The 23,751-nt window shown below is 60.4% G+C and carries 24 protein-coding genes; 10 read left to right on the top strand and 14 right to left on the bottom strand.

Translation table 11 applies throughout. From position 1 onward, the window contains the following. Positions 1–339 precede the first annotated feature (339 nt). From NAT49_RS04570 to NAT49_RS04555, 4 genes are all read left to right on the top strand, one after another. Entirely contained in the window at positions 340–933 is a 594-nt protein-coding gene (locus NAT49_RS04570; RefSeq protein ID WP_251590932.1) for a hypothetical protein, read from the top strand. After that, positions 893–1,621, top strand: a complete 729-nt coding sequence (locus tag NAT49_RS04565) for an McrB family protein (protein WP_309619130.1) — start codon at positions 893–895, stop codon at positions 1,619–1,621. Before NAT49_RS04570 ends, NAT49_RS04565 begins: the two co-directional genes overlap by 41 nt. After that, positions 1,618–2,904, top strand: coding sequence for an McrC family protein (locus tag NAT49_RS04560; protein ID WP_251590930.1), 1,287 nt, complete (start codon positions 1,618–1,620; stop codon positions 2,902–2,904). The genes NAT49_RS04565 and NAT49_RS04560 overlap by 4 nt, the downstream gene beginning before the upstream one ends. Positions 2,905–3,144: 240 nt before the next feature. Next, the gene (locus tag NAT49_RS04555) at positions 3,145–4,593 is read left to right on the top strand and encodes a KAP family P-loop NTPase fold protein (protein WP_251590928.1); all 1,449 of its coding nucleotides are present in this window, start codon (positions 3,145–3,147) and stop codon (positions 4,591–4,593) included. Between the two features lie 209 nt (positions 4,594–4,802). Here NAT49_RS04555 and NAT49_RS04550 read toward each other — a convergent pair whose 3' ends face one another. The 9 genes from NAT49_RS04550 to NAT49_RS04510 form a co-directional block, all read right to left on the bottom strand. Continuing rightward, on the bottom strand, positions 4,803–5,927 hold the full coding sequence (locus NAT49_RS04550; RefSeq protein WP_251590926.1) for a Gfo/Idh/MocA family protein: 1,125 nt from the start codon (positions 5,925–5,927) through the stop codon (positions 4,803–4,805). A gap of 83 nt (positions 5,928–6,010) precedes the next feature. Further along, a complete protein-coding gene (locus NAT49_RS04545; RefSeq protein ID WP_251590924.1) occupies positions 6,011–7,513 on the bottom strand; it encodes a CoA-acylating methylmalonate-semialdehyde dehydrogenase in 1,503 nt (500 codons plus the stop codon). Between the two features lie 23 nt (positions 7,514–7,536). After that, positions 7,537–8,439: a myo-inosose-2 dehydratase gene (gene iolE / locus NAT49_RS04540; protein ID WP_251590923.1), complete on the bottom strand. Its 903-nt coding sequence runs from the start codon at positions 8,437–8,439 to the stop codon at positions 7,537–7,539. A gap of 91 nt (positions 8,440–8,530) precedes the next feature. Then, positions 8,531–10,378, bottom strand: a complete 1,848-nt coding sequence (gene iolD / locus NAT49_RS04535) for a 3D-(3,5/4)-trihydroxycyclohexane-1,2-dione acylhydrolase (decyclizing) (protein WP_251590921.1) — start codon at positions 10,376–10,378, stop codon at positions 8,531–8,533. Beyond that, positions 10,375–12,330, bottom strand: coding sequence for a bifunctional 5-dehydro-2-deoxygluconokinase/5-dehydro-2-deoxyphosphogluconate aldolase (locus tag NAT49_RS04530; protein ID WP_251590913.1), 1,956 nt, complete (start codon positions 12,328–12,330; stop codon positions 10,375–10,377). The genes iolD and NAT49_RS04530 overlap by 4 nt, the downstream gene beginning before the upstream one ends. 110 nt (positions 12,331–12,440) lie before the next feature. Then, on the bottom strand, positions 12,441–13,223 hold the full coding sequence (locus tag NAT49_RS04525) for a TIM barrel protein (RefSeq protein ID WP_251590911.1): 783 nt from the start codon (positions 13,221–13,223) through the stop codon (positions 12,441–12,443). Continuing rightward, positions 13,220–14,074 carry an ATP-binding cassette domain-containing protein gene (locus tag NAT49_RS04520; RefSeq protein WP_251590909.1) on the bottom strand — a complete coding sequence of 285 codons (855 nt, stop codon included), beginning with the start codon at positions 14,072–14,074 and terminating at the stop codon, positions 13,220–13,222. The genes NAT49_RS04525 and NAT49_RS04520 overlap by 4 nt, the downstream gene beginning before the upstream one ends. A 1-nt stretch (position 14,075) precedes the next feature. Next, positions 14,076–15,206 carry an ABC transporter permease gene (locus tag NAT49_RS04515; protein ID WP_251590901.1) on the bottom strand — a complete coding sequence of 377 codons (1,131 nt, stop codon included), beginning with the start codon at positions 15,204–15,206 and terminating at the stop codon, positions 14,076–14,078. 54 nt (positions 15,207–15,260) lie between these two features. Beyond that, positions 15,261–16,016 carry a sugar ABC transporter substrate-binding protein gene (locus NAT49_RS04510; protein ID WP_309619129.1) on the bottom strand — a complete coding sequence of 252 codons (756 nt, stop codon included), beginning with the start codon at positions 16,014–16,016 and terminating at the stop codon, positions 15,261–15,263. Positions 16,017–16,144: 128 nt separating this feature from the next. Here NAT49_RS04510 and NAT49_RS04505 point away from each other — a divergent pair, with 128 nt between their 5' ends. The 3 genes from NAT49_RS04505 to iolB all read left to right on the top strand — a co-directional run bounded on the left by NAT49_RS04505 (position 16,145) and on the right by iolB (position 18,914). Then, on the top strand, positions 16,145–17,008 hold the full coding sequence (locus tag NAT49_RS04505) for a MurR/RpiR family transcriptional regulator (protein ID WP_251590898.1): 864 nt from the start codon (positions 16,145–16,147) through the stop codon (positions 17,006–17,008). A 67-nt stretch (positions 17,009–17,075) separates the two neighbouring features. Beyond that, positions 17,076–18,071: an inositol 2-dehydrogenase gene (gene iolG / locus NAT49_RS04500; protein ID WP_251590896.1), complete on the top strand. Its 996-nt coding sequence runs from the start codon at positions 17,076–17,078 to the stop codon at positions 18,069–18,071. A 39-nt stretch (positions 18,072–18,110) separates the two neighbouring features. Beyond that, positions 18,111–18,914, top strand: coding sequence for a 5-deoxy-glucuronate isomerase (iolB, locus tag NAT49_RS04495; protein WP_251590894.1), 804 nt, complete (start codon positions 18,111–18,113; stop codon positions 18,912–18,914). A 58-nt stretch (positions 18,915–18,972) separates the two neighbouring features. Here iolB and NAT49_RS14980 read toward each other — a convergent pair whose 3' ends face one another. Next, positions 18,973–19,101, bottom strand: a complete 129-nt coding sequence (locus tag NAT49_RS14980; protein ID WP_285835996.1) for a hypothetical protein — start codon at positions 19,099–19,101, stop codon at positions 18,973–18,975. 291 nt (positions 19,102–19,392) lie between these two features. Here NAT49_RS14980 and NAT49_RS04490 point away from each other — a divergent pair, with 291 nt between their 5' ends. After that, the gene (locus NAT49_RS04490; RefSeq protein ID WP_251590880.1) at positions 19,393–19,752 is read left to right on the top strand and encodes a hypothetical protein; all 360 of its coding nucleotides are present in this window, start codon (positions 19,393–19,395) and stop codon (positions 19,750–19,752) included. 76 nt (positions 19,753–19,828) lie between these two features. Here the strand turns inward: NAT49_RS04490 and NAT49_RS04485 are convergent, their stop codons facing one another. From NAT49_RS04485 to NAT49_RS04470, 4 genes are all read right to left on the bottom strand, one after another. Continuing rightward, complete coding sequence (locus NAT49_RS04485; RefSeq protein ID WP_251590878.1) at positions 19,829–20,632, bottom strand: 5'-nucleotidase, lipoprotein e(P4) family; 804 nt, start codon at positions 20,630–20,632, stop codon at positions 19,829–19,831. A 167-nt stretch (positions 20,633–20,799) separates the two neighbouring features. Next, entirely contained in the window at positions 20,800–21,138 is a 339-nt protein-coding gene (locus tag NAT49_RS04480; protein WP_251590875.1) for a helix-turn-helix domain-containing protein, read from the bottom strand. A gap of 241 nt (positions 21,139–21,379) precedes the next feature. Then, the gene (locus NAT49_RS04475) at positions 21,380–21,910 is read right to left on the bottom strand and encodes a TspO/MBR family protein (protein WP_251590874.1); all 531 of its coding nucleotides are present in this window, start codon (positions 21,908–21,910) and stop codon (positions 21,380–21,382) included. A gap of 273 nt (positions 21,911–22,183) precedes the next feature. Next, positions 22,184–22,387, bottom strand: a complete 204-nt coding sequence (locus NAT49_RS04470; protein ID WP_251590872.1) for a YjfB family protein — start codon at positions 22,385–22,387, stop codon at positions 22,184–22,186. A 135-nt stretch (positions 22,388–22,522) separates the two neighbouring features. On the opposite strand from NAT49_RS04470, the gene NAT49_RS04465 reads away from it, so the two are divergent. Both NAT49_RS04465 and NAT49_RS04460 read left to right on the top strand, forming a co-directional pair. After that, positions 22,523–23,113, top strand: coding sequence for a LysE family translocator (locus NAT49_RS04465; RefSeq protein WP_251590870.1), 591 nt, complete (start codon positions 22,523–22,525; stop codon positions 23,111–23,113). A 65-nt stretch (positions 23,114–23,178) separates the two neighbouring features. Continuing rightward, a complete protein-coding gene (locus NAT49_RS04460; protein ID WP_251590868.1) occupies positions 23,179–23,394 on the top strand; it encodes a hypervirulence associated TUDOR domain-containing protein in 216 nt (71 codons plus the stop codon). The last annotated feature ends 357 nt before the right edge of the window (positions 23,395–23,751 follow it).

Below are 23,751 nucleotides of genomic sequence, written 5' to 3'. Positions count from 1 at the left end.
TGATCGCTGATGGTCGTCTGGCAAGAGTGCTGCCTCGGCCTTGCCTCGGTCAAGCTGGTAAGGCCGCCTGTGGCGGTTTTTTAATTTTTATCTAATTTAATGGGCGTTGTTTCCTTGAGGGGCCTTACACTAAAGAGTGCGTCTGTTTTTTTGCGCAAGACAGAAGAGGGTGCTGCGTGACGCAGGGTGCATTAGGTGAGGGTGCCAGGTCGGGGAGCGGTAAACGCCACCAACAAACGACAGGTTCAGGAGAACACGATGGCCCCATCGGACGACGCCGAGCAACTGTGGCGCTACTTCGAGGATGTACCGCGCTTGAGCGCGGCCCTTTAGGATGCGATGCAGCGGCAGAGGTTCAATCGGCTGCTGGTGGCCACCCACCGCATGGGCTGGGATTGGTGGACCGTCACATCGGCTCACGAGGGCCCTGTTCGGGTCGGGCGAAAAAATGATCTGGAGAAGGGCACGGCGTCGGTGTTGGCCAACATCGATGTCCGAAATAGCCAAATCCTGCTCAAGCTGAACAAGCGCGTTGCAGGCGCGGATGACGGCTGGCAGGTGCTGGATGAGGCGCTGATCGCGCGGTTTGAACGTGCGGAATTCGCCGCCGCGTTTCGAGAGGAACAGCAGGTGGGCCGCGCAGGGCGCTGGCCCAAAGCGTATGACCGAAAGGAGCCTTCGATGTCTGATCGACCCGTACCGCTCAATCAAATTCTGTTCGGCCCGCCCGGCACCGGCAAGACACACACCACTATCGAGGCCGCCCTTTACATCCTGGACGCCGATTATTTTGAGACGCACCGGAACGACCGCGCGGCCTTGAAGGCCCGCTTCGATACGCTGACAGAGCGCGGTCAGGTGGCGTGTGTCACCTTTCACCAGAGCGTGAGCTATTCTCGCCCGGCGGGAAAAATTCGTTCTGATCATCGATGAGATCAATCGTGGCAACGTCTCGCGCATTTTCGGTGAGCTTATTTCCCTGATCGAGCAGAGTAAGCGGGCCGAGGCCGAGGAGGCGCTGTCCGTGGTTCTGCCGTACTCAAAAGAGCACTTCAGCGTCCCCGGCAACGTCTATCTCATCGGCACCATGAACACCGCCGACCGCTCGCTTTCCGGGCTGGATATCGCCCTTCGGCGCCGCTTCGTATTCCGGGAGATGCCCCCGCGCCCCGAGCTTCTGGATCACGTGACCGTGGCAGGCATCAATGTGGGTGACATGCTTCGCACCCTGAATCAGCGCATCGAGGTGCTGCTGGATCGTGACCACTGCCTGGGGCACGCCTACTTCATGCCGCTGATCGAGGCGCCGGAACTCGGCCGGCTGGCGTTGATCGTTCGCACTCAAATCCTGCCGCTGTTGCAGGAGTATTTCTTCGATGACTGGCAGCGCATTCAGTGGGTGCTCAACGACCACCGAAAGCCGGCTTCCGACCGCTTCGTGACCCAGGCAGAACATGACCTTCACACGCTTTTTGGCGAGGCGGCGAACCTGCCGAGTCAGCGTGTCATCTGGCGGCTCAACGATGGCGCGTTCGAGCGACGCGAGGCGTACGCCGGTATTTTGAAGGCGCGCCCGCCCTTGAGTGATCACTCTGACCCCAATGAGATAGGCCCGGCGTGACACGCATCACGGTCAGGGAATACGCCCGGATCACCACGGAGCCGGTCGACACCCCCACGCTTGATCGTGCTCAGGTCTCGCCCTCGGCATTCGATTGGCTGTGCCAGCTCAACAGCACCTTCGGGCGAGGCGGGGCGAGCCTGGTGCAGGTCGATGGGCGGCGCTGGCTGCGGCTCGATAATTACGTCGGCGTGCTTGAAACCCCTTGCGGCACCTGCCTCGAAATCCTCCCAAAGCACGTGCATGACGCAGAAGACGCGGCCCCGAGTCGAAAGCTGCTTCGTCGCATGATTCAGGCCTCGCTTGAGCTTTCGACCCGCGAGGTCTGCGCCGCCGAACTTGAACTGTTCGAGGCGCCGCTGTCGGAATGGGTCATGCACCGGTTTCTGGTGGCGCTGGATGAGCTGGTGCAGCGCGGCGTGCGCTTTGACTATGAGCGCATCGAGGATGAGCAGCCGTTTCTTCGCGGCCAGCTCGATGTTACCGCCCAGATGCGCCAGCCCCCGAGCAGGGCGCATCGTTTTCGTCTGCGCCACGACCGGTTCAGCCCGAACCGGCCGGAAAACCGCCTGCTCAAATGCGCGCTGGAGCGGGTCTGCACCGCCACCCGCTCGAGTGACAACTGGCGGTTGGCCCAGGAGCTTCGACACCGGCTTTCTGATGTGCCGGCAAGCCGGGATGTGAAAACGGATTCAAACGCCTGGCGCACCGACCGTCTGATGGCGCATTACCAGCCCGTGCGCCCGTGGTGCCAGCTCATTCTCGATAAAACCCTGCCGCTCGCGGTGGCCGGCCACCATCACGGCATGAGCCTGCTGTTCCCGATGGAGCAGCTTTTCGAGCAGTACGTTGCCCACCATTTAAAGCGCGCCGCGCCGCCGTGCACCCGCGTGCACACGCAGGCCACCGGCGCCTGGCTCTGCCGCCACCGGGGCCGGAACCTCTTTCAGCTTCGCCCGGACCTGCTGGTGGAGCAGGGCGCGCGCCGCTGGGTGCTGGACACCAAATGGAAACGCCTGGCCCACGACGCGACCAACTACGGCCTCTCTCAATCGGACATCTACCAGCTCTTCGCCTACGGCCACCGTTATTTGAAGGGCCAAGGCGACGTGGCTCTGATCTACCCCGCCCATGCAATGTTTGACCGCGCGCTCGAGGCGTTCGAGTTTTCGCCAACGCATCGGCTGTGGGTTCTGCCGTTCGATCTCGACAACACCGCACTGATCGGCGGCGAGGCGGTGGGGCTGCCGTTTTCGGGCAAGGGCACTCGAGGGATGACTTAAAGAAGCCGCCTTGATGGCCGTTACCCACCGGTGGCCTAAATACACGCTTTGGCTGACGACGGGGCTGGTAAACGAAGACGCGGGGCAGATAAGCCCGGAGATAGAAAGGGCGCGACGCGAGCTTAAGCCGACAGACACGGATACCAAGTAACAAAAAAAATAATAAGTCGATGGTATTGTAGGGATGGAGAGTAGTCCTGCATATTTATATTGAATATAACTAATGCTAAAGGATTGGGTATGTCGGATAAAAAGCTTTATAATGAGAATGTTTTAGATTCGTTATTTAAACTGGTAAGTAATATTGATACTAACGAAAAGAGAACTAGCGTTGATGGTCAGGAATTAACAAATAGTAAGGTTATATGCGTAGATGGAAGTTGGGGGACAGGCAAAACTGTTTTTTGCAAAAGCCTGATTAAAAAAACAGAAGGAACCAGTTTAAAAAGTATATATTTCAATTCTTTTGAGAGTGATTATGACTCCGACCCCTTGATTTCTTTAATTACTTGCTTCGCTAAAAGTTTGCCTAGAAGTAAGTTTGAAAATTTTATAAATGAGACTTCCGAGGCGCTAAAACCTTGGGCTGGAAGTATTAAGAGCTTTGTAAAAGGAGGAGCGGGCTTAGTTGTTTCTGGGTTAACCAATGGTGCTTCTGATATGCCACTTATGAAGCAATTTAAAGATGCATCATTGACGGCTGGTGAGGAATGGATAAGTAATGCAATTAAGTCTTTGTCGAACAAGGATGACTCTATAAATAGTCTGCATCACATTATTCATAAGTATTTTAATAGCTTTGAGGCAGTTTTGATTGTTATAGATGAGCTGGATAGGTGTAGGCCAACCTATGCGGTTGAAGTAATAGAAAAAATTAAGCATGTTTTCAATATACAAAATGTCCATTTTGTACTTAGCATGGATAAAGAACAATTATTAGATACAGTCTCGAATTCATATGGATTAAAAAGTGAGAAGTCTAAATTTTATCTAGACAAATTTATTGATTTTGAATTTAAGATACAGTCCAATTGTTTCAACGTTAGAGAGAAAGTAGACTTGGATAGTGTTTCCTTGAATATATATGAGGGGCTACATGAAGAGATCAATAGAATAGGCGATGTTAAATCTTATTTTTCATTTGATTTGAAAGAAGATATCCCTCTATTTATAGGCTGTCTCGTGAATAGGGTGTCAACCAAATTCCCTAGTTTTAATCTTCGGGCTTCGAGCAATATTGTCAATTATATTGCAACTTGTTTTATGGTCTATAAAGATGAGCTACAAGACGATCTTGACTTACTTGTAGTAAGTGTTTACTCGCTAATTAAACACTGTTCAAGATACAAGTACGAGTCGAATATTCTAGTTAATAAAGGGCAGACTCTAGCTCGCCTAGGTGCTAATAAGTATAGTGGTAATCCAAGTGGGGTTGTAAGTAATTTTAAGATAACGGATATAGATAGAAGTGCAGAGGTAGAATACCTTTATGCGTTAATTCTTTTAGAATATGCAGATTTTAATGGAAATACAGTAGATAAAGCTGCTTTTGATTTATGTAAGGAAGCGTTGATAAACAAGTATAAAAGTGTTTGCGGAGAGGATTTTAGTAGATATAAAGAAGAAGTTAAAAGTGAGCTTGTGCATAGACAAGAGAGTTGGGAAGAAAAGTTAAGATATATTGGGTAAGGGTTCGGTAGTGATCTATAAAGTGCACTGTAGTGTAATACTAAAAAATAGAACAAGTGAATTATGATTCGTTGTGTAAATAAGTGCGGCCTTGTGAATTTCTCATAATCCCTTGCCCATAAACTCCCGTCCAGCTCTTCACTGAACACTACCGACTAGGCCACCCGCCAGTGCCGGAGGTCGGCCCAGACGCTGGCCCACGGCTTTTTTTACACCGTGACCCAGCCGCCTTCGTCGTGAGACGTTTCGATGGCGTCGATGAGCCGGTTGATGCGCCAGGCGTCGCGAAACATCGGGTAGAGCGGGGCGCCGGTGGCGATGCCGGTGATCATGTCGCGCACCTCGATGATCTTCTGATCGTTGTAGCCAAGCCCGTGACCGGGGGCGGGGCTGAAGGCGGCGTAGTCCGGGTGCGCCGGCCCGGCCAGCAGCGTGCGAAAGCCCTGGCGGCCAGCGGGGCCATCGTGGGTGTAGAGCTTCAGCTCGCTCATGCGCTCTTGATCGAACATCAGCGTGCCCTTGGTGCCGGTCACGGTGTAGGCCAGGCCCATCTTGCGCCCGAGCGCGATGCGCGAAGTCTCTATGTTCCCGATCAGCCCGCCCTCGAAGCGCACCAGCGCCTGAGCCTGATCGTCGTTTTCCACATCCTCGAGGGTGGCACTTCCAGACGAGACCGGCCGTTGGGTGATAACCGTCTGCACCTGACCGAACACCTCGGTGATGTGCCTGCCCGTCAGGTACTCCGCCATGTTGAGAATATGTGAGCCGAGATCCCCCAGGGCGCCGGCACCGGCGGTGCGGCGGCGGGTGTGCCAGTCGTGAGGTGTGGTGGGGTCGGCCAGATAGTCTTCGTTGTGGCGGCCGCGAAAATGCACCAGCTCGCCGAGTTCGCCGCGCTCGATGATCTCGCGGGCAAGCTGGGTAGCGGAATTTCGAATGTAGTTGAACCCGACCAGCGTCTTGACGCCGGCCCGCTCGGCGGCCGCCACCATCTCTCCGGCGTCCCTGGCGCTCAGCGCCAGCGGCTTCTCGGCGTAGACGTGCTTGCCTGCCGCGATTGCCGCCAGCGCCATCTCCTTGTGCAGGTAGTTGGGGGCGCAGATGTCGACCACATCCACGGCGGGGTCGGTGACCAGCGCGCGCCAGTCACCGGTCGAGCGGGCGAAGCCCAGTTCGCGGGCCTTCTCGGCGGCACGGGCGTCGTCGAGGTCGGCGAGCAGGTCGCACACCGGCGTTACCGGCAGTGAAAACACGGTCGGTGCGGCCTTGAAGGCAATGGCGTGGGCCTTGCCCATGAACCCCGTGCCGATCAGTCCGATGTTCAGAGTATCCATAGCGTGGCCTCAATAAGGTGCGCCTCGAGCCCGGCCGAAAGCGACCGGGCTCGAGGTGGGGGGAAGGTCAAGTGCCCGATCGCTCAGTGCGTCGGCATCGTGAAGTGGTTGCTTTCCTCTCGAATGCCGCTGGGCCAGCGCTGAGTGACTGTTTTCATGCGCGTATAAAAGCGCACACCGTCGCTTCCGTGCATGTGGAGCGGGCCAAACAGGGAGCGTTTCCAGCCGCCGAAGCTGTGAAAGGCCATCGGCACCGGGATGGGCACATTGACCCCGACCATGCCGACCTGAATCCGCTCGCAGAACTGGCGGGCGGCGTCGCCGTCTCGGGTGAAAATGGCGGTGCCGTTGCCGAACTCGTGGTCGTTGATCATCGAGACCGCTTCATCGAAGCTCGCCGCCCGAGCGATGGCCAGCACCGGCCCGAAGATCTCTTCCGAATGAATCCGCATGCCCGGTGTCACCCGATCAAACAGCGTACCGCCGATGAAGTAGCCGTTGCCCGCACCGTCGATCTGCGCTTCGCGGCCATCGACCACCAGTTCGGCCCCTTCCTCGACGCCGGTTGTGATGTAGTCCTTGACCTTGTCCAGATGCGCCCGCGAGATCAAGGGCCCCATGTCGTTGTCCGGGCCGTCGACCAGACCGGGGCCGACCCGCAGGGTTTCGAGTTTTTGGATCAGTCGGTCGCGCAGGCGGCGGGCGGTGTCCTCACCGACCGGCACCGCCACCGAGATCGCCATGCAACGCTCGCCGGCCGAGCCGTAGGCGGCGCCCATCAGGGCGTCCACCGCTTGATCGAGGTCGGCATCGGGCATGATCACCATGTGGTTCTTGGCCCCGCCGAGGGCCTGCACGCGCTTGCCGTGATTCGATGCGGTGGCGTAGATGTATTCGGCAATCGGGGTTGAACCAACGAAGCTGACCGCCTGCACCCGCTCATCGGTCAGCAGCACATCGACGGCTTCCTTGTCGCCGTTGACCACGTTGAACACGCCGTCGGGCAGGCCGGCCTCGGTGAGCAGCTCGGCCAGGCGCAGCGGCGTGGACGGGTCCTTCTCGGAAGGCTTCATGACGAAGGTGTTGCCGCAGGCCAGCGCGATGGGGAACATCCACATCGGAACCATCGCCGGGAAATTGAACGGCGAAATGCCCGCGCACACGCCGACCGGCTGCATCATGGAGTAGCTGTCGACGCCGGTGCCGACGTTCATCGAGTGCTCGCCCTTTTGCAGGTGGGGAATGCCGCAGGCGAACTCGACGACCTCAAGTCCTCGGGTCAGTTCGCCCTTGGCGTCCGAGAACACCTTGCCGTGCTCGCTTGAAATCAGCCGGGCGAGGTCGTCGGCGTCGCGCTCGATCAACGCCTTGAACTTGAACAGAATGCGCGCGCGCTTGAGCGGTGAGAGCGCCGACCACGCGGCGAACGCCTGATCGGCCGCGGCGATCGCGTCTCGGGTGTCCTCGGCCGAGGCAAGCGTTACGCGGGCCTGTTCCTCGCCGGTGGCAGGGTTGAACACGGGCGCCGTGCGCTCGCTGTGCCCGGCGTCGGCCGCGCCATTGATGTAATGATGAATCTGAGTCATGAGAGTGCCCTTTGACGGTTGAATTATTGATCGACGGTAAACCCTGCCTGCTCGGCCAGTGAGTGCAGGTTGCGGTGGCCGAGCCGGGCGTAGGTCAGCGGGTGAGCAATCTGAGGGTCCTGCTCGGCCTCGACCACAAGCCACCCCGAATAGCCTGACGCGCTCAACTGCTCGAGGGCTGGCAGAAAGTCTACGTCGCCGTCGCCCGGTACGGTGAATAACCCATCGAGCACGCCATCGAGAAAGCTCTTGTCGCGGTTTCGAACGTCGTCCAGTACCGGGCGGCGAATGTCCTTGCAGTGCACGTGCTTGATGCGCGCGCTGTAGCGCCTGGCGATCTCGAGCGGGTCGCCGCCGGCGCCCACCAGATGCCCGAAATCCAGCAGCAGACCCACGGAGTCTCGGGTGTTGTCCATCAGCCGAATCACGTCGGCCTGGCTTTCGACCGCCGTGCCAAGGTGGTGGTGGTAGACCAGATGCACGCCCTGATCCTTCAGATAATCGCCGACCACGTTGAGGCCCTCGGTCAGGCGCTGCCAGTCCTCGTCGCTCAAGTGAGGGCGCTGGGACAGCGGCCGGGCCTGATCGCCGTGGACACAGCCGGTCACGTCGCAGAACACCATCACCTTAGCGCCGCACGCCTTGAGCAGGTGCAGGTGATCCTGAAGGGCCTCGATTTCCTCCTCGGGGCTTCGGGTTAGAACGTGGCCCGAGTACCAGCCGGAGACCAGCGCCAGCGCATGCTCGTCGAGCACCTTCGACAGCGCCTCGGGGGTGCGCGGAAACTTGTTGCCAAGCTCGAACCCGCTGAAGCCGGCCTCGCGGCCCTCGGAGAGGCAGGTCTCGAGCGGGGTTTCGCTGCCAAGGCTTGGCAGGTCATCGTTGGTCCAGGTCAGGGGGTTGATGCCCAAACGTACGCTAGACATGGGTCTGCTCCTTTGATGGGCGGGCCGGGCCCGCCGCACTGAGTCGTGATCGAAATGCTGAAATGGCTATTCGTGCCTGTACGTCGCGCCCTCAGCGGGTTTGCGTGCGCTTGGCCGCGAGATAGTTCTGGTACGCCTGCTGCACCGGTGCGCGCTCCGACACCTCCGGCACCGCCACATCCCACCAGGCGCCGCCTTCGGCCGTGCTTGGCAGTGGGTCGGTATCGAGCGCGATCACGTAGGTGGTCGTGGCTGCCCGGGCGCGGGTCAAGGCCTTTTCAAGGGCATCGATGCCGCTGACGTGCTCGGCCTCACAGCCAAGCGCTCGGGCGTGGGCGGCGAAGTCGGTTTTCGGGGCGCCGCCGGGGGCGGTGTGGCAATCCTCCAGGAGGTTATTGAAGCCGGCCCCGCCGGTGGCCTGCTGCAGACGGTTGATGCAGCCAAAGCCTCGGTTGTCGAGCACCACCACGGTGAGCTTGTGGCCGAGCATGACGGAGGTGGCAAGCTCTGAGTTGTGCATCAGGTACGAGCCGTCGCCGACCATCACGATCACCTCGCGCTCGGGGCGTGCCATCTTGACCCCGAGCCCCCCGGCGATCTCGTAGCCCATGCAGGAAAAGCCGTATTCGACGTGGTAGCTGCCGGGCCCGCTGCACTGCCACAGCTTGTGAAGCTCGCCGGGCAGGCCGCCGGCGGCGCACACTACGGTGCTGTCGCCGCCGGCCTGACGGTTCACCGCGCCGATCACCTGAGCGTCGGTCGGGCGCTCACGGCCCTTATCGGCCGTCACGCGGGCGACCACCTCTGCCCAGTCGCGCTTCACGCGTCCAATCCGGTCGCGCCACTCTTCCCCGGTGCGCCACTCGCCAAGCCCGCTCGAGAGCTGGGTCAGACCGTCGCGGGCATCGGCGGTCAGGGGCAGGGCGCCATGTTTCAGGCTGTCGATACGGCCCACGTTCAGCGCCACAAGCGGTCGGTCGTCCCGCTCGAACAGCGCCCGCGAGCCGGTGGTGAAGTCCTGAAGGCGAGTGCCCACCGCCAGAATCAGATCCGCCTGCTCGGCCAGGTGGTTGGCCGCCGCGCTGCCGGTCACCCCGATCGCGCCGACGGCGCAGGGATGGTCGTCGGCAAGTGCGCCCTTGCCGGCCTGGGTCTCGGCAACCGGGATGCCATGGGTACGGGCGAACGCGTCAAGCGCCTCGCACGCGCCGGCATAGTGCACGCCGCCGCCGGCGACGATCAGCGGGCGCTCAGAGCGGGCAAGGGCCGAGATCGCATCATCGAGCTCCCGTGTTTCCGGTTGTGGGCGGCGAAGGCGATGCACCTGCGGTTTGAAAAAGTGCGCCGGGTAGTCGTAGGCGAAGGTCTGAACGTCCTGCGGCAGTGCAAGCGTTGCCGGGCCGCAGTGCTCGGGGTCGAGCAGGGTTGCCAGCGCCTGCGGCAGACTGGTCAGCAGCTGTTCGGGACGGGTGATGCGGTCGAAGTAGCGCGAGACCGGCCGAAAGCAGTCGTTCACCGTGACCGACGGGTCGCCGAAGTGCTCCACCTGTTGAAGTACCGGGTCCGGCGCTCGAGTGGCGAAGGTGTCGCCAGGCAGAAGCAGAATCGGCAGCCGGTTGGCGTGGGCAAGCCCGGCGGCGGTGACCATGTTGGTGGCGCCGGGGCCGATGGAGCTGGTGGCCGCCATCATCCGGCGTCGGCCATGGGCCTTGGCAAACGCAATGGCGGCGTGCGCCATGGTCTGCTCGTTGTGGCCGCGAAACGTCGGCAGTTCCTCTCGCACGTGGTAGAGCGCCTCGCCAAGCCCGGCCACATTGCCGTGGCCGAAGATGGCGAACACCCCCTCGAACAGGGGCATCTCGGCACCGTCGTGCTCGATGCGCTGCGCCGCCAGATACTTGACCAGCGCCTGGGCCATGGTCAGTCGAAGGGTCTTCATGACAGAGCGTCCTCTTCTTTAATGGGCTGAGCCTTGCAAAGCTGTTGCCAGGCCTCGATCAATTCCGCGTAGTTGCCTGCGACCTGATCGATCAATGCGTCGTCGTCGATGTGGCCGGCCAGCCAGTCGCGGCTGGGGCGTGCAAAGAGGGTGCGGCCCACGGTGAAGCCCTTGCACTGATCGACCCCGGCGGCGGCCTCGAAGCCGCGTTTCATCTCGGCCATCGGCGCGTCGAGCCCGAGCAGCACTACCCCGCGGCAGTGCGGGTCCTGCTCGGCGATGGCCTTGCCCACCTCGGCCCAGGCGGCGTTCGGCATCGTTGGCAGCTTCCACCAGTCGGGGCGGATGCCGAGGTTATAAAGCCGCTTCACCGCCCGTGCCAGGGTGTGGTCATCGATGGGATAAGCCTTGGGCGGAATGACTTCGATCAGAAGCTCGAGGTCATGTACGCAGGCCGCCTGATAAAGCTGGCGCAGGTGCGCTTCCTGATCGAGGCGCAGGGCGAGAGGGTCGTCTGGATGGTAGAACACCAAGCACTTGATGATGTGCTCGCGCGGCCAGTGCCGCAGCTGGCTGCCCAGGTCGTCGCCGTGCTGGAAGCGCAGCGGCCGCGAGCCCGGAAGCTCGACCGGACGGCCGATCCACCAGCCCTTGCCGGTGGCGTCGTTAAGGGCGTCCTGCCCGAAGACGTCATCGACCAGAATGGCCGGGTGGGCAATGTCGGTACGACGCGCGCCTTCCTCGGCGGCGCGAATCAGAAGCTGCTTGAGCGCCGGAATGCGGGCCGGGTCGGCATGAACGTCTCGGGCCATGTCGGTGAGCTGGCGGCGGTGATCGAAGGCCAGCCCGCAGACCTGAGGCCAGACCTTGGGCGTACGGGTGGTGACCCGGTGCAGGTGATTGAGTCGCGCGTCCTGATCTGGGCGGGGCACGGCGTCGCGGCGTTCGAGGTAATCAAACAGCTCCTCCTCGGTCGGCATCGCCGGGGCGCAGCCATGGCGCGAGACCACCATGGCTCCGCAGGCGTTGGCGTAGGCCGCGCTGGTTTCCCAGTCCTCGCCGCGAAGCCAGCCCCTTAGAAGTCCGCTCATGAAGGCGTCGCCGGCACCGAGCACGTTGAGCACCTCGACCTTGACCCCCTTGACCAGCACGCCATCCTCGAGGCGCTCGGGAATGGGGCCGTCGAGAATCACGCAGCCCAGCGCCCCGAGCTTGCAGACAAGCGTTGCGTCACTGACCGCCCGCACGGCCTTGAGTGACGCGAGGGTGTCGGTGCTGCCGCCTGCGATGTGAAACTCTTCTTCAGTGCCGACGATGAGGTCGAAATCGCCAAGCCAGGCGCGGAGGTCCTCGGTGACCCGGTCATCGGCAATAAACCGTGTCTCGCCGTCGCCGGGCGAGGTCAGCCCCCACAGCACCGGGCGGTAGTCGATGTCGAGCACCCGCTTGACGCCGTGCTCGGCGGCCGCATCGAGCGCCACGCGGCAGGCTCTGGCGGTTGTCGCATCGGACAGGTGGGTGCCGGTGATGGCAAGCGCCTTGGCCCGGGCGATAAAGGCCGGGTCGATGGCCTCGGCGTCAATCGCCATGTCGGCGCAGTCACGACGATAGAACAGCAGCGGAAAGCTGTCCCGGTCCTTGAGGGCCAAAAGCACGAGCCCGGTGTGGCGCTCGGGGTCGGTCTGGAGGGCGCTGACATCGACGCCGGCGCGCGTGAGTTCTTCGCGCACGAAGTTGCCCATCTGTTCGTTGCCGACCCGCGAGAGCATGGCGGATTTAAGCCCCAGACGGGCGGTGCCGTAGGCCATGTTGCCGGAGCTTCCGCCGAGGTACTTGGCGAAGCTCGAGACGTCTTCCAGACGGCTCCCGAGCTGCTCGGCGTAAAGGTCGACGGCAACGCGGCCGAGGCAGATCAAGTCCAGCGGTCCGTCGGGGGTGTGCGTGTCTTGCATGGTGTCTCTCCTCGTCACGGTCGCGCCGCGGTTCACGCCCGAGCCGGGCGAGATGGATACGTCGTCGGCGCGGCAACGCCTGGTTCAATCAATGATCACGGCGTGAACGCCTACGTAAAGCGCTCGAGCGCACGCTCGGTCTCACCCGTTGCAAAGCCTTCAAGGCCGACGGTGCCCTGATACCCCAGATCAGCCAGTGCCCGGGCAATGGCGGGGTAGTGGATTTCGCCGCTGCCGGGCTCGCAGCGCCCCGGCACATCGGCGACCTGAATTTCGCCGACGTAGGGCAGGGCGCGCCGCACCAGCTCGATCAAATTCCCTTCGCCGATCTGGGCGTGATACAGATCCAGCATCATTCGAAGGCCTGGGCGATCAACGCTTGCAACCAGCTCAAGTACGTCCTCGGCCCGGGCAAAGGGCACGCCGGGATGGTCGACCCGGGTGTTCAGGTTCTCGAGCACGAAGGTCACGTCATTGGCCTCGCCCAGATCGGCCAGCCGGTTCAGCGTGTCGTGCGCCTGAATCCACATCGCTCCGGAGACGTGTGTCTGTGGAACTACCGGCAGCCCGCGCTGATCGAGCCCGGTGCCGTGCAGGTTGAGCCGGGGTACCCCGAGGCGCTTGGCCACCGTGATCGAATCACGGGCGGAGGCGATCAGGCGCTCGGCGCCGGCCTTGTCCGAAAGCGTGCCCTCGATGTAGCCGGTCATGGAGGAAAACGTCGCGCCGGTGCGCTCGAGAGCGTCGAGGTCATGACGCGTCCAGTCCCAGAGCTCGACCTGAAAGCCCAGTGCGTCGAGCGCTCGAACGCGCTCGGCCATCGGACGATCCAGAAAGACCATCTCGGCGCAGACGGCCAGCGTGAACGTGCAGGTGTCGGTGCGCTTGGTCATACGCTCGAGGCCTGATTTTGAGGGGCTGCTTCGGGGCGGGCACTGCGCTGGTCTTCCTGGTCGGTGTGTTGAAACTCGGCCAGTTCGGCGTCGAGGCTTTCAAGCTCGGCGCCGCCGGCCATCATGTTCAACACCTCCTCACGGCTGATGTCTTCCTTGCGGAAGGAGCCGAGGCTGCCGCCGCGTTTCAACAGGGTAAAGGCGTCGGCGACCGGGTAGGCGTGGTGGACGTTATGGGTGATGAAGATGACCGCCAGACCGTCGGCGCGGGCCTTGGCGATGTAGCGCAGAACGACAGAGGCCTGCTTGACCCCCAGTGCGGAGGTCGGCTCGTCCAGAATCAGCACCTTGGCGCCGAAGTAGACCGCGCGGGCGATGGCGACGCACTGGCGCTCGCCGCCGGAGAGGGTGCCGACGGGCTGGCTCGGGTCACGGACATCGATGCCGATCTTCGACATTTCCTGCATGGCGATGCGGTCAGCGCGCTTCCAGTCGATGCGCTTGAACAGCCCCCAGCCGGTGGTGGGTTCGCGGCCCATGAAGAAATTTCGGGTGATCGACATCAACGGGATCATCGCCAGGTCCTGAAAGACGGTCGCGATGCCGGCATCGAGGGCATAGGCGGGGGACTTGAAGCTTACTTCCTCGCCGTTGAGCAGCATCTGGCCGTCGGTCGGGCGGTGCACGCCGGAGAGCGTCTTTATAAGAGTCGACTTGCCGGCACCGTTGTCGCCCAGAAGGCACATGACTTCGCCGGAACACACGGCCATCGAGATGTCGCTCAAGGCTATGACGCTGCCGAAGTGCTTGCTCACATGGCGCATTTCGATCATTGGCGTACGTTTGCTCATGTCACTTGGCCTCCATCGCCTTCTTGCGCATAAAGTTGTTGAACAGCACCGCCACCAGCAGCATCACGCCGAGAAAGACCTGGAACCAGTCGGTGTTGACGCCGGTGTAGAAGATGCCCATCTGCACCAGACCGAAGATCAGCGCGCCAAGCGCGGCGCCGATGGCCGAGCCGTAGCCGCCGGTGAGCAGGGCGCCGCCGATGACCACCGCGATGATTGCCTCGAGTTCCTTCAAAAGCCCGCGAATGGTGTCGGCCGAACCGGTGTCCATGACCTGCAGGCAGGCAAAGATGGTTGCCGAGAAGGCGGTGAACATGAACAGAGAAATCTTGACTCGACGGACCGGCACGCCGGAGTTGCGGGCGGCGTTGGCATCCCCGCCGCTTGCAAAGATCCAGTTGCCGTAAGGTGTGCACAAAAGCACCCAGGTGGCGACGGCGGTCAACCCAAGCCACCAGACGATAGAGACCGGAATGCCGGTGACCAGCGGGTTGCCGGCGAAGTTGGTGGCGATCCACCCCTGCGCGGCCATCCAGGAAAAGAGCCCGGTGGCCACCTCGCCCGAGAACAGCGCGGCGAACCAGTCGCCCTGCATGTGCTCGTGAATGCCTCCGATCTGGGTGCGCCCGGTCAAAAGGCGGCTGATCCCGATGGCAAGGCCTCTCAGGATGAACAGAAAGCCAAGCGTCACGATGAAGGAGGGCAGACCGGTCTTGTTGACCAGGTTGCCGTTGATCCAGCCCACAAGACCCGCGCAGGAAAACGCCAGCAGGATGGCAGCCCACAGCGGCCAGCCGTATTCCACGGCGGGGATGGCGATCAGGATGCCGGCGAGGCCGATCATCGAGCCGATTGACAGGTCGAATTCACCGCCGATCATCAAAAGGGCGGCGGCGGTGGCAATGATGCCGAGCTGCGCGGCCACTTCCAGAAAATTGACGATGCCGGCCGGGGTAAACATGCCCGTGCCGCTGGCGGCGACGATGAAGAACGCCAGCACAAGCACGGTGCCCGCCAGCGCCCCGAGTTCCGGGCGGCTCAGCGCCTTTTTCCAGAAGGGCACTCGTTGAATGCGCTCATCGGGTTTTTCCGACGAATGAGGGGCGGGCTTGGAGGAGGTATTGGACTGCATGAGGGTCGCTCCCAGGCCCGATGATGCATCGGGCCTTTGCGGTGGTAGAGGGGATCAACGAATGCCTTGTTGGCTCAACTTGATGACCTGAGCGGCATTTTCCTGGGTCACGAAGCCTGGGCCAGTTGGCACGTCGCCGGCGGGCAGCAGGCCGTGTTTGGCGTACTGATCAAGGAACATGACCGGCAGGTACCCCTGAAGGTATTGCTGCTGATCGATGGCAAAGTCCATGTCGCCCTTTTCGAGCGCTTGAAGAATGCCGGGGGAGAGATCGAAGGTGGCGAGGGTGAACATGTCGGTGGCGCCCTGTTCACGCATGGCCTGAAGCATCGGTTCGGCCGCCAGGGTGCCAAGGGTCAGGATGCCGCGAACGTCCTTGTGTTCATTGAGGTAGGCCACGACCGCGTTACGGATCGCGGTGGGGTCGTAGGTCGTTGCGAGCTGCTCGGCATTGCCGTCAAAGCCTTTCAGGAAGCCGTCACAGCGCTGATCGAGGCCCTGATTGCCCTGCTCGTGGTTGACGCACACGGCCTTTTTAACGCCCATTTCCTGCATGCGTTCCGCGGCCTGTTTGCCGGCCTCGTACTCGCTCTGGCCGACGTGCAGGCGTGCCCCGTACTTGCGGGCGACGTCGCCGCCTGAGTTGATGGTGATGACGGGGATGCCGTTGTTGGTGGCTTTTTGAACGATGCGGCCGAGGGCGTCTTCGTCCGTGAAGGAGACGATCAGGCCGTCGGGGTTGGAGGCCACGGCGGCTTCGACCAGCTGCTGCATCTTGGCCATGTCAAACGTCGAGGGCGCGCGGTATATTCGATTTAGAATACAAACTAAATATTCTATACTTTGGTATGCATGGAATTTTTATTCCATTACCCCTAGGCTGTCGAAGGCAAGCAAGGCGCACGCCTTCACGGCCCTGCACCGGCGAGGAACGTTCAATGAATGAGACGCCCAAGAGTTTCGAAGCGCTTGAAGCTCGTATCACGGAAGATTACCCGTCGCTCAGCCGCCGCTTGCAGCAGACGGCGCGCTTTCTGCTTGATCACCCGCAAAAGGTCGCTTTTGCAACCGTTGCCAAGCTCGCGCAGGAGGCCGAGGTCACGCCCTCGACCCTGATCCGGTTTGCCAACAGCTGCGGCTTCAAGGGCTTTTCCGACATGCAGGAGCTGTTTCGCTCACGGCTGGTCGACGAGCTGCCCAATTACACCGAGCGCATTCGGGCGGTACTGACGGCCACCGGCGAGGCGCCGGACAGCACGCAGCTCTTGTGGGAGTTTGCCGAGGCCAATCGGGACGCACTGGAGCAGCTGCCGGGCCGAATTGATCCGAAGCACCTGGAGCAGGCGCTGGATATTTTGGAAAACGCCGAGGCCATTCATGTGCTGGGCGCGCGTCGTAGCTTTGTGGTGGCGAGTTACGTGACCTACGCGCTGCATCACATCGACAAGCGGGCGTTTCTGGTCAATGGGTTGGGCGGCATGTATGGCGAGCAGATGCGCGCGATCGGCTCAGACGATGCCCTGATCGCCGTCAGCTTTTCGCCGTACGCAGAGGAGAGCCGGCAGGCCGCAGAGCAGGCCCATGAGCGCGGCATTCCGATCGTGGTTATTACCGATTCGAGCCTGAGCCCGATGGCGCGGCTGGCGGATGTTGCGCTGGTGGTGCATGAGGCCGAGGTCAAGAGCTTTCGGGGGCTGACGGCCTCACTGTGTTTGACCCAGACGCTTGCCATCGCGCTCGGCATGCGCAAGGACAAGACGCTGGCGCCCTCGAGCGGGGCCGGCGATCAGGAGCACGCCTGATTCGTCAGGCAACAGGGCGTCAATGAGGCGTGTGACGCACGTTATTTATCTGGTAGAGGAAAGTGCTATGAGAATCGCTTTGATCGGCGCTGGTCGCATCGGCAAGGTTCATGCCCAGACCATCGACCGAAACCCGGACGTCACACTGGTGGCCGTGGCCGATTACCACCGGGCCGCCGCCGAGGCCCTGGCGGATCAGTACGGGGCGGCGGCGGTCGACGCCGATGCTCTCTTCGACGACGACACCATCGATGCCGTGCTGATCGCCTCCAGTACGCCCACACACGCCGACTACCTTGAGCGGGCCGCCCGAGCCGGCAAGGCGATCTTGTGCGAAAAGCCCATCGCACTCGATCTCGCGCGAACCGCGAAGGCGCTCGAGGTGCTGGCGACCAACCCGGTGACCTGTGCGCTCGGGTTCAATCGCCGTCACGACCCTCAATTCGCAGCCTTGAAGCACGCCATCGATACCGGCCGGATCGGCAGCCTCGAGACGCTGACGATCATCAGCCGTGACCCTGCGCCGCCGCCCGCCGAGTACGTCAGTGCTTCCGGGGGGCTGTTTCGCGACATGATGATTCACGATTTCGACATGGCCCGATGGCTGCTCGATGAACCGATCGTCCGCGTGCACGCGCAGGGCAGCTGTTTGATCGACAAGGCAATCGGCGAGGCCGGCGATGTGGACACCGCCATGGTTACCTTGGTAACGGCGAGCGGCCGACTCTGCCACATCAACAATTCCCGGCGAGCAAGTTACGGCTACGACCAGCGCATCGAAGCCTTCGGCAGTGCCGGCATGCTTCAGGCGCAAAACGAGACCGATACCCGGGTGCGCTTTACCAGCGAGCAGGGCCAGGTGGAAGAGACGCCGAAGTGGTTCTTTCTGGAACGCTATGCCCAGGCCTATGGCCGCGAAATCGACGATTTCGTTCAGGCGTGGAAACACCAGCGAGCACCGCTTGCCGGCGCCGAGGATGGTTTCGAAGCGCTGAGACTCGCCGAGGCGGCCTACCGCTCGCTGACCGAAGATCGCTCCGTGGCGCTCGATGACATCCGTTGAGCGCATGCATCCTGTCGATTCATCAAAAGGAGAGACGCAATGACGTCGCTATTGGTACGCCCGACATCGCCCGCCGAGGACGGAACGATTCTTGAGGTGACGCCCGAGTCCGCCGGCTGGGCGCATGTCGGCTTTCGAGTACATGCTCTGTCAAAAGGCCAGACGCTCGAAAGCCATACCGGCACGCGTGAGCACTGCCTGGTGCTGCTTACCGGGCGTGCGACGGTGTCGAGCGGTGACAAGCATTGGGAAGACATTGGCGAGCGCATGGACGTGTTTGAAAGGGTTCCGCCCTATGCGGTGTATCTGCCGGATGGCGTGAGTTTCCAGGTTGAGGCCACCTGCGACATGGAACTTGCGGTGTGCAGCGCGCCGGGCCATGGCACTCACGAGGCGCGTCTGATCACGCCCGAACAGATTGCCCGGAGTACCCGTGGCACGGGCACCAATACGCGCCATATCCAGGACATACTGCCGGAGTCGGAGCCTGCTGACGGGCTTTTAGTGGTGGAGGTGTATACGCCGGCGGGCAACTGGTCGAGCTACCCGCCTCACAAGCACGACGTCGACAACCTTCCCAAGGAGTCACTGCTCGAGGAAACCTATTACCACCGCCTGAATCCGTCGCAGGGGTTTGCCTTTCAGCGGGTCTATACCGATGACCGCTCGCTTGACGAGACCATGGCGGTGGAAAACGGCTGCTGTGTGATGGTGCCCCGGGGGTATCATCCGGTCGGCGCCCCCCATGGCTATGAGCTTTACTACCTGAACGTCATGGCCGGGCCAACACGGGAATGGAAGTTCCAGAACGATCCGGACCACGACTGGATTGCCAGGCAGTGATGGTTATAGCGCTCAGGTTCAACGTGCCCGCGCCTCGTTCAGGCGGGGCGTGGACTGATCAATTATCCGCCATCGTTTTTTCAGGCAGCTGCCGCAGCTTGCGCTTGCCCTGGAAGCTCTTGAATTGGCTGTAGGCCAGCGCGCACAGCCCGATCAGTACCATCACCAGTGCTTGACGTAGATCCATCCCTGGAACCTCGATCATGTTGTAAGAGATTGTCAGTCTAGTCCCTGATGTTAATGCGTCGCTTGATCAGTTGCGCTCAAATTCGCGCCTGTTTGGACCTGCAGTGAATGCGGCGTCGAATCTGAACTAGGATGAAGAGGTCAGTGGGCGTGCCCATGCGTACACATGGTTCTGATTCAGGCGCGCCGGGCATTGATAAAGGTAAACCAGGGCACCGGCGAGGGAGGCGACCGCGTGCTCAAGGTGGTTCAAACGGATCTTGACGAGTAAGTACTACCCAGGAGAACAGCCATGACACCGCATAGACCAACAGCGTCGATCGCCCCTACGTGTGCAGCGTCCACGCCGATCAACCCCGATCCATCGCCGCCGGAAGCGCCGCCCGAACCGGGCCCCGAGATCGAGCCGCAGGAACCGCAGCCTGAAATCGACCCGGACGACATGCCGGACACCGACCCCAATCCGCCGCCCGAGGTCGACCCTCAGGCGCCCGAGCCTGACATGGACCCGACGGCGCCCCCGGAGGTCGATCCGGTCGAGCCTACCGAGGTCGAACCGGATGCGCCGACGGAAATCGAGCCGACCCAGCCGCTTGAGATCGATCCGGTCGAGCCGCCGGAAGTGCCTGCGAATGTGCCGAAAGAGTTTTAAGGCAGCGGAGGCCAAGCACGAACCATAAACGATAAAAGGGGCGCTCAATGCGCCCCTGTTTTGTGGCAGGCCGCGTCTAGTGACTTGAAGTGTCCATCGGTTTATCCCAACCGATAAGCGGTTTGTCGCTCCAGGCGCCATAGGTTGCGTTGGGGAATGCAATCCAGAGTGTGCCGATCTTGTCTGCGTTGTCCTTGAGGGCCTTGGCTCGGCCATTGAGGTCATCAGTTGAAAAGGCTTGGCTCATGTCCGGCAGGCTGTCCCCAAGCAGCAGCACGATCTTGTGATTCTCCTGAACCTTGGCTCGGCGTTCTTCCTTGGGTGGGCCAAGCAGTAAGACGCTCTCCTTGGACACCTGAGGCAACTCCAGAGCGTTCAGCGTGTCGATCGTCGAGCCCTTGTTGTCATCGAAGCGGTCTGAAATGTAATAGATCGCGACGCCTTTCTGATCGGCGTAGTCCAGGAATTCCTTGGCGCCGGGCGTGAGGGTCGGCGCACCGTCGCGTTCCCATGCGCTCCAGGTATCCCAGCCTGTGTAGTCGTGACAGTGCTGCATGTCTCGAATCAGCAGCTTTGAATTATCAAGTACCGTCTCATCCAGATCAGTGACCACGGCCAGCCTGGATGGATCGTCGTTGTTAGCCAGCGCCTCGTCCAGGCGCAGCTTGGCCAATACCCAGCTTTGGCGCTGGAGGGCATGGATCTCGGATGAATTCTGATAGCGAAGGCTCATGGCGTAGGCGGCGACCGGGCAGTTTTTCAATGCGTGATCAGCCGTCGTGTCAGTCGGTGCGTCGTTGGCGTGAGCATGAAGTGGCAAGGCTAGAAAGGAGGCAACAATTGCCGCGGTATGAATGATTCGTTTTTTGGATGTGGTCATGGAAGGGCCTGATTTTTAGTTGTCGGTGGCCCATGTAACGTACGATAGGTAGGGGTATAAGTAAAAAGCGACTCATCTAAATGAATCAATCGGATTAGATGAATCTCGGTGAGCTGGGGCGGTTGATTCAGAGGCGTTTAAAGAGGCTTCGCTGCCAGGTTCAGCCATCAATCGGTGGTGTTTTGGTAATATTGGCGCCTGAATTGGGCGTCAGGGGCGTCAGGGGCGTCAGGGGCGTCAGGGGCGTCAGGGGCGTCAGGGGCGTCAGGGGCTTCAACGTCGATCTGTCCGAAACGGGGGTCGGCGACGCCAGTCACAAGCCAGACCGAATATTCCGGTAGCGTAAGCGCGATGCGGGATTTGAGCTCCACCGGGGCCGGGCGAGTCTTTTGCTCTATATCGATGATGAGATTGGAGGGCACGCCAACCAGGCGCGCGAACTCGTCCGGGGAGATCTGTAACTTTTCCCTCAGTGTCTTGAGACGGTATCCGTAGTCGGTAGGCATCCGTTCAATCTCATACAATTATTCTTCAATTATAATAACAGGAATATTTTGTATTTGGCTCAAAATAATTCATCGTGGCTTAATCCTTGAAGGGCTTGCCTTGGATCCTCTTTTTTGAACGAAAAAGAGGAACGTGTATGTTTTTGAAGGACGAGTGAGTGCGCGAGGATGCGCACCCAGAGCGTTCAGTCCGCTTTGGAAGTCACGGCCAGACTCGATAGGTCGGCGCGAGCCAGAAAGGTCATCCAAGAATGTAGGGGTTGTGTGACCAAACCCAGGCGGTCAACGCCGTTGCCAGCGTCACCCAGGCTAGATACGGCAGCATAAGCACGCCGGCGAGCCAGTCTGCGCGCCAGAAGCCGATCAACGTAGCCAGAATCAGCATCCACAGCACGACCACGTCAGCAAGCGCGGCAAGCCCCATTGTCCAGCTGAAAAACAGCCAGCTCCAGAGCATGTTGACGCCAAGCTGAACCAGATAAAGCGTCAGAATGCCCTTGCGCGCCGAAAAGCCCCCGATGCGCCATACCCGCCAGGCCGCGAAGCCCATGAGGACGTAAAGCGTGGTCCAGACCGGGCCGAAGACCCAGCCCGGCGGTGCCCATCCGGGCTGCTCGAGCTGCTCATAGAGACTGCGGGCGTCGACCGAGGCAACCGCGCCTAAAAGAAGTGCGAACGCACTGAGGCCCAGCCAGGCCAGAAGACCGCCCGCCGGGCTCAAGGTACGCGAGGAGGGGGCCGGGATCGACATGGGATGTTCGCTATCGCGCATGACAAACTCCAATGATGGTGGGCCAGGGGTGGCCCGACTCCTGAATGTGTCTGTCAGTCTATACGTAGTCAAGCACTTCGGCATGTACGCGTTTTGTCGGTAGTGGATCCCATTTGCCCGAACAAGGAGTGCCTGCCTGCGACATTGGCTGGCCATTGCGTTAGAAGCGCGACAGGATTCAGGTTCAAGGACATTAAAAAACCGCAGCTACAGGCTGCGGTTTCTGTCGTGAGGTCCATGTGCCCGCGAAGGCAGGCATATGGGGTGCGTCACTTAAGCGTAGGTGTTGATGTTGGTGCCCACATCACCCGAGGTTGCAAGCTGGGGCTGTGGGGCAACCGCTTCCATCAGTTGGTCCACGCTTGCGGCCTGCGAGTCGAGACTCTTCTTGAGCAGACCGGCCTGGGCATCCTGGGTCGCGTTGTGTTGCTGAAGCGCAACGGATGCATTGACCATGGCGTTGATCGATGAGTCCATTCAATCCTCCTGAACGAGGTCGTGTGAATTGAGTGCTGCACTCGGGGTATCGGCGAAGAATCCAAAGCCTTGATCAACGAAGCAAAGATAAGGATGTTTGACGTTTTGTCCGTTGACTCAAATAAGGAGTGCTGTGTGAGTTTTGTGCTGTCTGCGGTGCTTGTGAATCTGCCGCTGGCGTTTTCGCCTGGGCCGGCCAATCTGTTGTGTGTAGGCGTTGCTGCATCAAAGGGATTTCGGCGTACCTTGCCGTTTATCGGTGGCCTTCAAGTACTGCCCCTTGTGTATTCGGTGCTGGTGGCCATGGGCGCAAGTGCCGTTCTTTCCCGGCTCGAGCAGTTAAGTGACATGATCAAGCTGCTCGGCAGCCTTTACATGATGTGGCTTGCGTTCAGGATGTGGCGCGCGCCTCGTACGCCTGCTCAAAATGAGGCAGAGGCTTCTCCGGCGGTGGCATCGGGGTTCTGGCAGGGGGTTGCCGCGCAGGCGGCCAATCCAAAAAACATTCTTATTGTTGTAACCCTGTATTCGGTGTTCGCCGAGCAGAGTCAATCGCTTGGGGCCGGCCTGGCTTTGGCAGTAATCATTACGCTCTGCAATCTGGCCTCGCATCTTTGCTGGTCACTGGGTGCATCGACGCTCAGGGCTTCGCCCCGTCTCGCACGCTACCAAAACCGTCTTTCCGGTGGGCTGCTGGTCGTGGCCGTGGCGCTTTTATGGCTTTAGCACGTCATGGCAAGCGATGTTGGTGTGAACGATACTTTCGGTGCCATTAGACAGGGAGGCAAGGCATGTGTGTATTCAAACAGCGCGAATGGGTGGCCTGGAAGTGGGGCGATAACTGGGCCAAGGGCAAGGTCACCAAGCGGTTCGAGGAAACGGTCACTCGAACGCTTCAGGGCAGTGAGGTCACCCGAAAGGGGTGTGAAGATAACCCGGCGTATCTGATCAGGCAGGAGGATGGTTCCCGGGTGCTCAAGCTTCATAGCGAACTCGAAAAGGCGTGATGTTTCCCCGTGGCTGTCCTTGGGCGTAAATGCCGTCTTTTCATGTAACATTGAGTGTTCGTTCAATATTAAAGAGACCTGATGGTCTCTTTTTTTGCGCCAAACGGTCGTAAACGTGTCTGGAAGATTGATGCAGGTTAAAGGTTACAAAACGTTTCGAAATTAGCGGCGCTTAATTTTGACGGTAAGCAAGTCGCCCACTAATTCTTAACGTAGCGAGCTGTTTTCGCCACGTATTCAACAATGTGTTTTTTTGGTTAGGCCGCACTTGCCTTGAGCGGGATGCTTCGTTCATTGACGAAATCTGGGTGCCATCGCGCCTACTTTATTGATCGATGAATCGCACTCGCTATGGAA

Source organism: Larsenimonas suaedae, from assembly GCF_023712105.1.
GTDB lineage: Bacteria > Pseudomonadota > Gammaproteobacteria > Pseudomonadales > Halomonadaceae > Larsenimonas > Larsenimonas suaedae.
This window is presented reverse-complemented; position numbering and strand designations above follow the sequence as displayed.